General features: G+C 66.5%; 11 protein-coding genes. 2 read left to right on the forward strand and 9 right to left on the reverse strand.

Going from position 1 to position 12,288, the window contains the following annotated elements:
• The first annotated feature begins 16 nt into the window (after positions 1-16).
• On the forward strand, positions 17-1,729 hold the full coding sequence (locus V9L20_RS18365; RefSeq protein ID WP_337297669.1) for a serine hydrolase: 1,713 nt from the start codon (positions 17-19) through the stop codon (positions 1,727-1,729).
• On the opposite strand, the gene V9L20_RS18370 is transcribed toward V9L20_RS18365, so the two are convergent.
• The 7 genes from V9L20_RS18370 to V9L20_RS18400 form a co-directional block, all read right to left on the reverse strand.
• Entirely contained in the window at positions 1,726-3,261 is a 1,536-nt protein-coding gene (locus V9L20_RS18370; RefSeq protein ID WP_337297670.1) for a malonate--CoA ligase, read from the reverse strand. The genes V9L20_RS18365 and V9L20_RS18370 overlap by 4 nt on opposite strands.
• Before the next feature lie 12 nt (positions 3,262-3,273).
• A complete protein-coding gene (locus V9L20_RS18375; protein ID WP_337297671.1) occupies positions 3,274-4,053 on the reverse strand; it encodes an enoyl-CoA hydratase/isomerase family protein in 780 nt (259 codons plus the stop codon).
• Positions 4,053-5,042, reverse strand: a complete 990-nt coding sequence (locus V9L20_RS18380; RefSeq protein ID WP_337297672.1) for a Bug family tripartite tricarboxylate transporter substrate binding protein — start codon at positions 5,040-5,042, stop codon at positions 4,053-4,055. Before V9L20_RS18380 ends, V9L20_RS18375 begins: the two co-directional genes overlap by 1 nt.
• Positions 5,043-5,120: 78 nt before the next feature.
• Entirely contained in the window at positions 5,121-6,593 is a 1,473-nt protein-coding gene (locus tag V9L20_RS18385) for a malonyl-CoA decarboxylase (protein WP_337297673.1), read from the reverse strand.
• Between the two features lie 49 nt (positions 6,594-6,642).
• A complete protein-coding gene (locus tag V9L20_RS18390; RefSeq protein ID WP_258506825.1) occupies positions 6,643-7,311 on the reverse strand; it encodes a GntR family transcriptional regulator in 669 nt (222 codons plus the stop codon).
• 141 nt (positions 7,312-7,452) lie between these two features.
• Complete coding sequence (lgt, locus tag V9L20_RS18395) at positions 7,453-8,274, reverse strand: prolipoprotein diacylglyceryl transferase (protein ID WP_337297674.1); 822 nt, start codon at positions 8,272-8,274, stop codon at positions 7,453-7,455.
• Between the two features lie 48 nt (positions 8,275-8,322).
• A complete protein-coding gene (locus V9L20_RS18400; protein WP_337297675.1) occupies positions 8,323-9,261 on the reverse strand; it encodes a LysR family transcriptional regulator in 939 nt (312 codons plus the stop codon).
• Positions 9,262-9,367: 106 nt separating this feature from the next.
• Here V9L20_RS18400 and ilvD point away from each other — a divergent pair, with 106 nt between their 5' ends.
• Positions 9,368-11,062 (forward strand): dihydroxy-acid dehydratase, encoded by a 1,695-nt coding sequence (gene ilvD, locus V9L20_RS18405; RefSeq protein WP_258506827.1) that lies wholly within the window; start codon positions 9,368-9,370, stop codon positions 11,060-11,062.
• Positions 11,063-11,069: 7 nt separating this feature from the next.
• Here the strand turns inward: ilvD and V9L20_RS18410 are convergent, their stop codons facing one another.
• The gene (locus V9L20_RS18410) at positions 11,070-11,894 is read right to left on the reverse strand and encodes a DUF3592 domain-containing protein (RefSeq protein ID WP_337297676.1); all 825 of its coding nucleotides are present in this window, start codon (positions 11,892-11,894) and stop codon (positions 11,070-11,072) included.
• Between the two features lie 49 nt (positions 11,895-11,943).
• A complete protein-coding gene (locus V9L20_RS18415; protein ID WP_126749684.1) occupies positions 11,944-12,192 on the reverse strand; it encodes a TIGR04438 family Trp-rich protein in 249 nt (82 codons plus the stop codon).
• Positions 12,193-12,288: the final 96 nt, after the last annotated feature.

Raw genomic sequence — 12,288 nt, forward strand, 5'->3', positions numbered from 1 at the left:
AGGCAAGGACCCGATCATGTGGAGCGAACTCGACAGCCTCGTCGAAGCCTCGATGCAGGAGTGGAAAGTACCCGGGCTTGCCCTGGCCGTGATCCAGGACGGCGAGATTTCCGTGCTCAAGGGCTTTGGCGTGCGCGATACCGAGACGGGCCTGCCCGTCACGGTGGACACGCAGTTCCTGCTGTGCTCGATCACCAAGTCGTTCACCGCGGCCGGGCTGGGTTTGCTGGTCGATGAGCGCAAGCTCGAATGGTCACGGCCGGTGCGCGAGGTGCTTCCGGAATTTCGCCTGCACGACCCGGTGGCGACCGAGCGGCTGACGGTGCGCGACCTGCTGTGCCACCACAGCGGCTTGCCGCGGCACGACTGGATCCACATGCCCGGCGACTTGAGCAACGCCCAGATGCTGGCCGCACTCAGGCACCTTGCACCGAACAAGGACTTGCGCGACACCTTCCAGTACTCGAACCTTGGCTACCTGGTCGCCGGAATGATCACCGAGCGCATCAGCGGCCAGAGCTACCAGGACTTCACCACCGAACGCTTGATGAAGCCACTGGGCTTCAGGCACTTCGGCTTTTCCATCGAGGCGCTTGGCGTCGCCGAAGACGCCGCCCGCCCCCATGCGATGGATGGCGACGAGCGTTACCGCACGCCGCTCTCGCCCATTCGCGCCACGCCGGCGGGCGGCATCAACGCCTCGGTGTCGGACCTGGCGAAATGGGCGCGCTTCCTGCTCGACGGCAAGGTGGATGGCCGCCAGTTGCTTTCGGCCCAGGCGCTGCGCGAGATGACCACGCCGCGCGTGCACATGGGCCGCTCCGAATTCCCCGAGATCGGCGATTCGCACTACGGCCTCGGCCTTTTCTGCGAGCAATACCGGGGCGAGCGCACCATTGCGCATTCGGGCTCGTGGGCCGGCTGGAGCACGCTCATGACCATGCAGCCACAACGCCGCGCGGGCGTGGTGGTGCTGACCAACCGGGCGCCGGGCAGCACCACCGCCATCCTCACCTACGCGGTGCTCGACCGCATTTGCGGCCGCGTGCCGGTCGACTGGTTCGGCCGCTTGGCGCCGCGGCGCAAACAGGCCCTGGAACAGCTGGCCCTCGACAAGAAGGCCAAGGCGGAAGTCCGCCGAAGCGGAACCCGGCCGAGCCACGCGCTGGAAGACTATGTGGGAGGCTACGAGCATCCGGCGTACGGACGAATCCACATCGAGCAGGCTGCCGACGGGCTCGCGTGGCGCTGGCGTGGCTTCGAGGAACCGCTCGAGCATCGACACTACGACGTGTTCATCACACCCGACCGGCCGACCGTGATGCACCCCAGCAATCGGACCCTCACCTTCCGCTACGACCGCCAAGGCCGCATCGATCGCGTGGAGCTTCCTCTCGAGGAGATGGTGGACGACATCGTGTTCCGCCGCGTTGCGGCCGGCGACGTGCTGGACCCGGCGTTTCGCCGGCTGTGCGCCGGCGACTACCTGCACAGCGGCCGCACCATCGAAATCAGGCTCGACGCCGAGGGCGAACTCAACATGACCATTCCGGGCCAGCCGACCTACCGGCTGCTTCCGGCCGATGGGCGCAGCTTCAACGTCGACACGCTCGAAGGCTACGGGGTGGAATTCCGCCGGCCTTCGCCCGATGCGGTGGACGCGATGATCTTTCACGAACCGCGCACCACCGCCCTCGCACCGAGAGCGCCGAAGGCTGCGAAAACCTAGGCGAACAGACCCTTGTGCTGCTCCCGCAGCAGCGCCTTCTGTACCTTGCCCATGGTGTTGCGCGGCAGCTCGTTCACGACAAAGCAGCGCTTCGGTATCTTGAAGTTCGCGAGCTTCGACTTGAGCGCCGCCACGATGGCATCGGCGTCCGGCGCGGCGCCCGGCTTGGGAATGACGATGGCCACGCCCACCTCGCCGAAGTCGGGGTGTGGCACGCCGATCACCGCGCTCTCGGCCACGCCGGGCAGTTCGTTGATGTAGCCCTCGATCTCGGCGGGATAGACGTTGTAGCCGCCGCTGATGATCAGGTCCTTGCTGCGCCCGACGATGGTGATGTAGCCGCGGCCGTCGATCTTGCCGACGTCGCCCGTCTTGAAAAAGCCGTCGGCGGTGAATTCTTCTTTCGTCTTCTCGGGCATGCGCCAGTAGCCCACGAACACGTTCGGGCCGCTGACCTGGATGTTGCCGATCTCGTCGGTGGTGCAGTCGCGGCCGCTGTCGTCGCGAACGCGCAGCTGAACGCCCGGCAGCGCAAAGCCGACGGTGCCGCCGCGGCGCTCGCCCTGCGCCGGGCTGTAGGGGTTGGAGGTGAGCATCACCGTTTCGCTCATGCCGTAGCGCTCGAGAATGGTGTGGCCGGTGCGCTCGCGCCATTCGTCGAAGGTCTCGATGAGCAGCGGCGCCGACCCCGCGACGAACAGCCGCATGTTGCGCACCGCCTCGCGCGTGAGGCCGGGTTCGGCCAGCAGGCGCACGTAGAGCGTGGGCACGCCCATGAACACGGTGGCTTCGGGCAGCTTTTCGACCACGCGCTTCGGGTCGAACTTCGAGAACCAGATCATCTTGCTGCCGTTGAGCAGCGCACCGTGCAGCGCAACGAAGAGGCCGTGCACGTGGAAGATGGGCAGCGCGTGGATCAGCACGTCGCCCTTCGTCCAGCCCCAGTAGTCCTTGAGCACCTCGGCATTCGACAGCAGGTTGCCGTGCGTGAGCATGGCACCCTTGCTGCGGCCGGTGGTGCCGCTGGTGTAGAGAATGGCGGCCAGGTCGTCCGCATTCTTGTGGGCCACCGCGTGCCGGTCGCTGCACTGCGCGGCAACCTCCAGCAGCGTGCCGGTGCGGTCGTCGTCCAGCGTGAACACGTGCCGGGTGCCCGCGGCATTGGCAATGGGGCCCACCCAAGAGGCATTGCGGCTGGTACACACCACCACGGCGGGCTCCGCATTGCCGATGAAGTATTCGATCTCGGCGCTTTGATAGGCGGTGTTGAGCGGCAGGAACACATAGCCGGCACGCAGCGTGGCGAGATACAGGATCATCGCCTCGACCGACTTCTCGACCTGCACCGCGATGCGGGCGCCTTCTTCGAGGCCCAGCGCATCCAGCAGGTTGGCGATCATCGCGCTCGCGCGGTCGAGATCTCTCCACGAATAGAACAGGCCGTTGTCGGTTTCAATGGCAATGCCGTCGAGGTCGGCAGGAAACGCCGCGCGCAAGGCGGCAAACAGGTTGGGGTTGGCTTTCGTCTTCATCGAGCAGGTACTTCAGAAATTCGGTTTGCGCTTGGCAAGAAAGGCGGCAATGCCTTCGCGGTGCTCGGCGGAGTCGGCGTAGTCGTAGGCGGTTGCGAGCAGGCTCTCGGTCGTTTGCGCGCCGGCTTTCAGCATGGCGAAGGTGCGCTTGTGAAGCCGGGCGGCCTGCGGCGCCAGTGCGGCAATGCGCGCCGCGTGCGCTTGCGCGGCGGCGGGTACTTCATGGTCGGGCAGCACTTGCAGCAAAAAGCCGGCGTCGTACAGCCGCTGTGCGCCGTGCACGCCGGCGGCCAGCAGCATGTCGCGCGCGAGCACGTCGCCGATGGCGCCGTGAACCAGCGCGGCTTCGCGCGGGGCCATGGGAAAGCCCAGCTTGGCAATGGGTGCGCCAAACTTGGCCGACGCGCCCGCGAGCCGGATGTCGCAGCAGCTCGCTATCTCGATGCCGGCGCCCATGCACGCGCCTTCGATCTGCGCGACCAGGGGCAGCGGGCAATCGAGCATGGCCTGCAGCGCGGCCCACACTTCGTTCTCGTGAAATTCGCGCAAGCTGCTTTCGTCGAAACGGAACGACGGGTATTCGGAGATGTCGCCACCCGCGCAGAAGGCACCGCCCTCGCCGCTGATGACCACGCACCGAAGCCCCGCCTCGTTCGCTTGACCGATGCCGTCGAACACCGCACGCAGTTGGCGCCACATGGCGCGCGTCATGGCATTGAGGCGCGCCGCATTCGACAAGGTGACGAACGCGACCGGGCCCTCGCGGCGCAATGAGACCGTGCTCTCGCCCATTACTCGAGCTTGGCGCCCGAGGCCTTCACCACCGACGCCCAGCGCTTGACCTCGGAATTGACGAAGCCGCCGTACGAGGCCGTGGTGAGGCTCGGAATCTCCGAGCCGTTCTGCGCCCAGATGGCCTTGAGCTCATCGGTTGCCAGCGCCTTCTTCATCTCGTCGACGATGCGTGCCTGCATGTCGGCGGGCGTGCCCTTGGGGGCCCACAAGCCGTACCAGGTGGTCACGGTGTAGTCGGGCAGGCCGACCTCGGCGGCGCAGGGCACGTCCGGGAACGCCGGGTTGCGCTTGGCGCCGGCCACCATCAGCGCCTTGATGCGGCCGCCCTTGATGTGCTGCGCGGAAGAGCCGAGGCCGTCGAACATCAGGTCGACGTTGCCCGCAATCAGGTCGGACAGCGCCGGGCCCGCGCCGCGGTACGGAATGTGGGTGATGAAAGTGCCGGTCTGCAGCTTGAACAGCTCGCCCGCCAGGTGGTGCGAGGTGCCCGAACCCGCCGAACCGTAGTTGAGCTTGCCGGGGTTGCGCTTGGCGGCGGCAACGAACTCCTGCAGCGTGGTGGCGGTCACGCGCTTCGGGTTGACCACCACCACCTGCGGCACGTTGGCCAGCAGCATCAGGGGTACGAAATCCTTTTCGATGTCGTAGTCGAGCTTGGGGTAGATCGACGGTGCAATGGCGTGGTGAACCGCGCCCATGAAGAGCGTGTAGCCGTCAGGCTGCGCCTTGGCCGCAATGCTCGCGCCCACGGTGCCGCCAGCGCCGCCGCGGTTGTCGATCACCAGCGTCTGCCCGGTCACCTTGGAAAACTGTGCCGAGAGCGGGCGCGCAAAGGCGTCGGTGCCGCCGCCGGCCGGGAACGGAACGATCATGTTGACCGGCCGCGTCGGCCAATTGCCCCCCTGCGCACGCGCACCGCCGCACAGAACGGCTGCACCGGCTGCGCCCAGGCGCAGCACGTCGCGTCGTTGAAAACCCTGAGTCATCTGTCATCTCCTGTCGTTGTGGAATGCCGCGGCATGCGGCCGCCGGCGCCTCGCGCGCCGGACTTTCTTTCAGAACTCTCAGCCTTTTTTGAAGAACAGGCCTTCGACATCTCCCGAAACCGCCACCTTGCCTTCGGCCAGCCATGCGCGATGCTTGTCGAGCCGCTTGAGATCGTAGAGGTAATTGACCATGAGGCCATACGATTGCCTTTGGCCCTTGGGCGACGGATCGCCGGCCCAGTTGAGCCGCTCGACCCGGGCACCGTTGCCCAGGTGAAAGCGGGCCACGGGATCGGCCGGCGTGCCGTCGATCAGCGTGCGGCCCAGGTATTCGGCGGCGGCCTGCAAAAGCCATTGGCGCAGCGGCGACTTGGCGTCGAGCGTGGCCGCGCCGTCCACCGCCGCGAGCAGGCGCTCGGCGGTGGGGGGCAGCGAACCGACGAGGCGGCCAAGCTCGGCCTCGCGCTTTTCGTCCAGGCGCGGCAGCAGCTCCGCGGCGTTCTTGGCCAGCCAGGCGCGAAAGCCGGGAATCGGCGAGAGCGTGGCAAAGGTCTTCAGGCGCGGCAGCTCGTCCTGCAGCGTCTCGACCACGCGCTTGATGAGCGAATCGCCGAAGCTCACGCCGCGCAGCCCGTTCTGGGTGTTGCTGATCGAATAGAAGATTGCGGTGGTGGCCTTGGCCGGCTGGATGGGCACGGCGGTTTCGTCGAGCAGCGGCATGATGCCGGCGCTGATGCGGTCGACCAGCGCCACCTCGACGAAGATCAGCGGTTCGTTGGGCAGCCGCGGGTGGAAGAAGCCGTAGCAGCGGCGGTCGCTGTCGTCGAGCCGGTTCTTCACGTCGGTCCAGCTCTTGATGTCGTGCACGGCCTCGTAGCGGATCAGCTTCTCGATCAGCGAAGCCGGCGAATCCCAGTCGATGCGGCGCAGCTCAAGAAACGCGACGTCGAACCAGGTGGAGAACAGGTGCTCCAGTTCGGCGTCGAGCGCAATCAACCGCTTGTCGGACTTGAGAAAAGGCAGCAGCTCGGCGCGCAGGTCGACCAGGAAGCGCATGCCCTCGGGCTCGACTGCAAAGCGCTGCAGCAGCCGCATGCGGGGCGACACCAGCGCCCGCCGCAGCCGCAGTTCGGCCTGGCCTTCGTCGGGCGTTCCGACCGCCGCCTGGTGCTGGTCGCGCGCCGACTTGAGCTTTTGCGGATCGGCCGCGAAATGCTCGCTCATCAGCGCCCAGTAGTCGCGGCGCTCTTCCGGCGTGGCGGCCGCGTATTCGAGTGCGATGGCGTGCGCCCTCCGGCCGCCCTCGACCTCGCTCACGCGCGGATCGATGACCGACTGCAAGGCCGTGAGCACGCGCCGCAAGGCACGCGGCGACAGGGCCTCGTCGGCCTTGCGCAAGGTGGCCTGCATGCGCTCGGCCGTCGAGCGCGCGCTGGGCTTTGCGGCAGCCTTGGGCGCGCTGCGGGCGACGCCCTCGGGTGCCACGGGCACCTTGCTGCCGGTCTTGTCGCCAGAACGCAGCCGCGCCTGGAACCATTCGGTCGCACTCATCGACACACTCCAATTCTGTGGGACGGGGAGATGCCCTTCTTGGTGCAGGTCATGACATCACCCTTGATTTCTGCTGCCGCGCCACTTCGCGCAGGGCCTCGCGCTGGCGGGTCAGGTGCGTGCGCATGGCGGCGTCCGCGCCTTCGCTGTCGCGCGCCTTGAGGGCCGCAAAAACCGCCAGGTGCTCAGACAGGCTTTGCTCGAGACGGCCCGGCGCATGCAACTGCTGCAGCCGTGCGAGCTTGAGAATCTTGCGCAGATCGCCGATCACCTGGGCCAGCCACTTGTTGTCGGCCAACTGGATGATTGCCTCGTGGATGAGGTGGTTGGTGGCGTAGTAGTCGTTGATGCGCTTGGCCTTGGCGTGGCGCACCAGCCGTTCATGCAAGCCATCGAGGTCATGCAGCTCGGAATCGCTGGCATTGCGCGCGGCCTCGTAGGCGCAGCGGCCTTCGAGCAGCGCAATGACCGGAAATATCTCGTCGAGATCGCGCTCCGTCACCTCGCGCACGAAGCAGCCGCGCCGCGGCTCGTGCCGCAGCAGGCCTTCGGCCGTGAGCACCTTCAGTGCCTCGCGCAAGGGAGTGCGGGAAATCGCCAGCCTTTCGCACAGTGCCGCCTCGTCCAGGAAACTGCCGGGCGCCAGCTCGCCCGCGAAGATCTGCTCGCGCAGCGTGGCGGCGACTTCGTCGTGCAGGGAATTGGGAACAAGGCGCATGGAAGGCGGACAGCTACAAGGCGGGCTGAGAGTTTGAATCGTAATTTTCTGTAATTACGCAAAATTGTGGGGCCGCAATCCGCGCAGCGCAAGGGCTGCGCGCCCAATGCGCAGCCCGGGCTTACCCTGAGGGCTTGCCGCTCAGGCAGTGGCGGGCCGTGGGCGACGCGCGGCCCAGAGCCACAGGCCGATGCCGAAGAGCACCATCGGCACACTGAGCCATTGCCCCTGGCTCAGGTTCAGCGCACGCAGGCCCAGAAAGTCGTCGGGCTCGCGGAAGTATTCGGCAATGAAGCGCAGCACGCCGTAGCCGATGAGGAACACCGCGGCCACCTGCCCTTCTTTGCGCTCCTTGCGCGCGTAGAGCCACATGATGACGAACAGCAGAAGTCCCTCGAGCAGGAACTGGTACACCTGCGAAGGGTGGCGCGGCAGCATCGAGCCGCTTTGCGGAAACACCATGCCCCAGGGCAGGTCGGGGCTGCTGAAGCGGCCCCAGAGCTCACCGTTGATGAAGTTACCCACCCGGCCCGCCGCCAGCCCGGTGGGCACGCAGGGCGAAACAAAGTCCATCACCTGCCAGAACGGCCGGGCGCGCGAGCGCGCGAACCAGATCATTGCGCCGATCACGCCCAGCAGACCGCCATGAAAGCTCATGCCGCCCTGCCACACGTAAAGAATTTCGAGCGGATGCGCGAGATAGAACTCGGGCTTGTAGAACAGGCAGTAGCCGAGCCGCCCGCCCACGATGACGCCCATCACGCCAAGAAAAAGAATGTCCTCGATGTCCTTGCGCTGCCAGGCGCCGGTGCCGACGAGCGAGCGATACGGCTCATGCCGCAGGCGGCGCGTGCCAAGAAAGTAGAACAGCGCGAACGCGGCCAGGTAGGTAAGGCCGTACCAGTGAATGGCGACGGGCCCCAACTGCAGGGCGACGGGATTGATCTGCGGATACATGAGCATGGCGCAGATTGTGCCCCGGCCATGTGGCGTTCCCTGGCGCCGTGGTGGTCAACCGCCCTTGTGCGTCCGCTCGCGCACGAACTCCACGAATCGCGCCAGCGCCGGATGCACCGCATGCGCCGGCCACACCAGGCTGGTTTCGCATGCGGGCAGCGCCACCCGCGCGCGGCCCGGCCCTTTGAACTCCTGGGCCTGGCGGTAGACCACGCCGGCGCGCCTGAACTGCATGACGCTCTGCGGCACCCAGGCCATGCCGATGCCGCCTGAAACCAGGTTGACGATGGTCTGCATCTGGATGGCTTCTTGCGCCACGGTGGGCGTGCGGCCCGCCGAATGGTAGAGGCCATGGATCGCGTCGTGCAGCGACGGCACGATGCGGCGCGGAAAGATCACCAGCGGTTCTGCCAGCACCTGCGCCAGCGGCACGGGCGTTGCGCTCGCCAGCGCGTGCTGCGCCGGCATGGCCAGCACCAGCGGCTCCTGCTCCACCGGCAGCCGCGCGAGCCCCGGCGGCGCGGCGCCCGGCGAATGGAGCATCAGGCCGGCGTCGATCTCGCCGCGCGCAAAGGCTTCGAGCTGCACGTCGCCGGTGGCCTCGACCAGTTCCAGCGCCACCTCGGGGCACAGCACGCGGAATTCGCGCACCCAGGCCGGCAGCTTCTCGAAGCCGATGGTCGAAACAAAGGCAATGCGCACCCGGCCCACCTGCCCCGCCGCTGCGGCGCGGGCCCTCTCCGGAAGGGCCTGCGCGCGGGCCAGCAGCTCGCGCACGTCGGGCAGCAAGGCTTCGCCGGCCGGGGTGAGCGCCACGCGCCGGCGCGTGCGGTCGAACAGCGCCACGCCCAGCGTCTTCTCGAGCTGGGCAATGGCCTGCGTGACGGGCGGCTGGGTCATGTGCAGGCGCTCGGCGGCGCGGCCGAAATGCAGCTCTTCGGCCACGGCCACGAACTGGCGCCATGCACGCAGGTCGATCAAGGCTTCCTTCATATGCCGAGCATATCAATCCACATACAAAAAGGGATTGGAATGAATCAATGAGAAGTCCGATACTTGACCCTCCCCGAGAATTTCCCCACGAGAAGAGACACCGACCATGGACACCAAGCCAATCCAGATCAACCGCCGCAGCGCGAACATCGTCGAAGGCAAGAGCCGCGCCCCCAACCGCTCGATGTTCTACGCCATGGGCTACGAAGAGAGCGACTTCAAGAAGCCGATGGTCGGCGTGGCCAACGGCCACAGCACCATCACGCCCTGCAACTCGGGCCTGCAGAAGCTGGCCGACGCGGCCATTGCGGGCATCGAGGAAGCCGGCGGCAACGCGCAGGTGTTCGGCACCCCCACCATTTCCGACGGCATGGCCATGGGCACCGAAGGCATGAAGTACTCGCTGGTGAGCCGCGAGGTCATCTCCGACTGCATCGAGACCTGTGTCGGCGGCCAGTGGATGGACGGCGTGCTGGTGGTCGGCGGCTGCGACAAGAACATGCCCGGGGGCCTCATGGGCATGCTGCGCGCCAACGTGCCGGCCATATATGTGTATGGCGGCACCATCCTGCCGGGCAAGTACAAGGGGCAAGACCTCAACATCGTGAGCGTGTTCGAAGCCGTGGGCCAGAACGCCGCCGGCAACATGAGCGACGAAGACCTGCTGGAGATCGAGAAGCGCGCCATTCCGGGCACCGGCTCCTGCGGCGGCATGTACACGGCCAACACCATGTCCAGCGCATTCGAGGCGCTGGGCATTTCGCTGCCCTACTCGTCGACCATGGCCAACCCGCACGACGAAAAGGCCAACTCGGCCAAGGAATCGGCCAAGGTGCTGATCGAGGCGATCAAGAAAGACCTGAAGCCCCGCGACATCGTGACCAAGAAGGCCATCGAGAACGCAGTGGCCGTCATCATGGCCACGGGCGGCTCGACCAACGCGGTGCTGCACTTCCTGGCGATTGCGCATGCGGCAGAGGTCGAATGGACCATCGACGACTTCGAGCGCATGCGCAAGAAGGTGCCGGTGATCTGCGACCTGAAGCCGAGCGGCAAGTATCTTGCGGTCGACCTCCACCAGGCCGGCGGCATTCCGCAGGTGATGAAGGTGCTGCTGAACGCGGGCCTGCTGCACGGCGACTGCATCACCATCAGCGGCCAGACGATTGCGGAGGTGCTGAAGGACGTGCCCGACGTGCCGCGCGCCGACCAGGACGTGATCCGCCCCATCAACAACCCGATGTACGAGGAAGGCCACCTGGCCATCCTGAAGGGCAACCTGTCGCCCGAAGGCGCCGTCGCCAAGATCACCGGCCTGAAGAACCCCGTCATCACCGGCCCTGCGCGCGTCTTCGACGACGAGCAGTCGGCGCTCAAGGCCATTCTCGACGGCAAGATCAAGGCCGGCGACGTGATGGTGCTGCGCTACCTGGGCCCCAAGGGCGGCCCGGGCATGCCCGAAATGCTGGCGCCGACGGGCGCGCTCATCGGCGCGGGCCTGGGCGAAAGCGTGGGCCTGATCACCGATGGCCGCTTCTCGGGCGGCACCTGGGGCATGGTGGTCGGCCACGTGGCGCCCGAAGCGGCGGCCGGCGGCACCATTGCGTTCGTGAACGAAGGCGACTCGATCACCATTGATGCGCACAAGCTGGTGCTCGAACTCAACGTGCCCGAAGCCGAGCTTGCCAAGCGCCGCGAAGGCTGGAAGCCGCCGGCTCCGCGCTACACGCGCGGCGTGCAGGCCAAGTTCGCATTCAATGCCTCGAGCGCCAGCTCGGGCGCGGTGCTCGACAAGTTCTGAGAAAGCCTCAGGCCATCATCATCCAAGCGCCGTAGCCGAAGGCCAGAAACCCGAGGCCGACGATCGCAAGGATGCTGCGGGATTCGAACGCCATGGCCGGAGGGAAACTCTGCACCACGAAGTGCAGCAACGCGCCGGCGCCGATGGTCATGAACCCGGCGCCGAGCGCTTTTCCCAGGCTCTCGCCCGGGTAGAGAAAACACACGGCGAAGCCGGCCACGAAAACGAGGTTGGCAAGCACGGTGCCGCGCGTGCGCCAGCGCTGCTGCGCCGGCGTGGCCGCGCGCTCCACAGGCCGCTTGCTGGCGAGGCCGCCTTCCTTGATGGCCATGCCGGTGAAGAACAGGCCGAACATCGTCGGGAACAGCCCGAAGATGCCGAACCCCCACACGGGGCCCCACATGTTCTGGAAGTCGGCGATCAGCGCCTGCGCCGGGTCGGCGATGCTGTAGCGCACCTCGACGGCGTCGCCCCACTCCTTCTCCGACAAGCCGCCGCCGAGCCCCTTGACCAGGCGTTTCTGGCCGTCGGCCGCGACGTATTCGACCACCGGAGCGCGCGAAACAGTCGTGCGGCCGTTGCTGTCCTTGCTGCGCTCTTCGACAAACTCGACCAGGCTGCCCTGTACGCTGGCGGTACCTTCAATCGACTGGTAGCGCTGCCAGCCGATGGTTGCCGCGGCATAAAGCCCGGCGCAGCCGATCAGCAGCGCCCCGACGCCCACGCCCCAGAAAAAGTTCTTGAGCCATCCGGCCAATCCGCCGATGGCGGGCCCGACCAGGAGCGAGAGCCCGAAAACCAGCATCGCTTGCTGGATGGTTTCCTCGTCCATGGCGTGGGCCGCAACACGTGCAATTTACGATGCCGCGTGCGCCCGCGTGTCAGCGCTTCGGGCGGTTGTTGGGCGGCAGGCCCATGTTGCTGCGCTGGCGGTCGATGCGCGCCTGCTTGCGGCGCTCTTCGCGCTCGATGACCTTGCGCTTGGTATAGCCCGACGAATCGGCCCAGGCCCACCACGCCACGGCCAGCGCAAACGGCGACAGCACGATCCACCAGCTCCAGCCGGCGACCATGCCCACTTCGAAGTATTTCAGGCCTATGCCCAGCAGGCCCAACAACAGAAAAAGCATCGCGAATCTTTCGGGTTTTGTTGGAAACGCTTCCGGGCGCCGGTACACGGCGCTACCTACAATCGCGTTAGATCGAATGTAACCCAGCCATTACGA

Source organism: Variovorax sp. CCNWLW225 (assembly GCF_037204045.1).
Lineage (GTDB): Bacteria > Pseudomonadota > Gammaproteobacteria > Burkholderiales > Burkholderiaceae_C > Variovorax.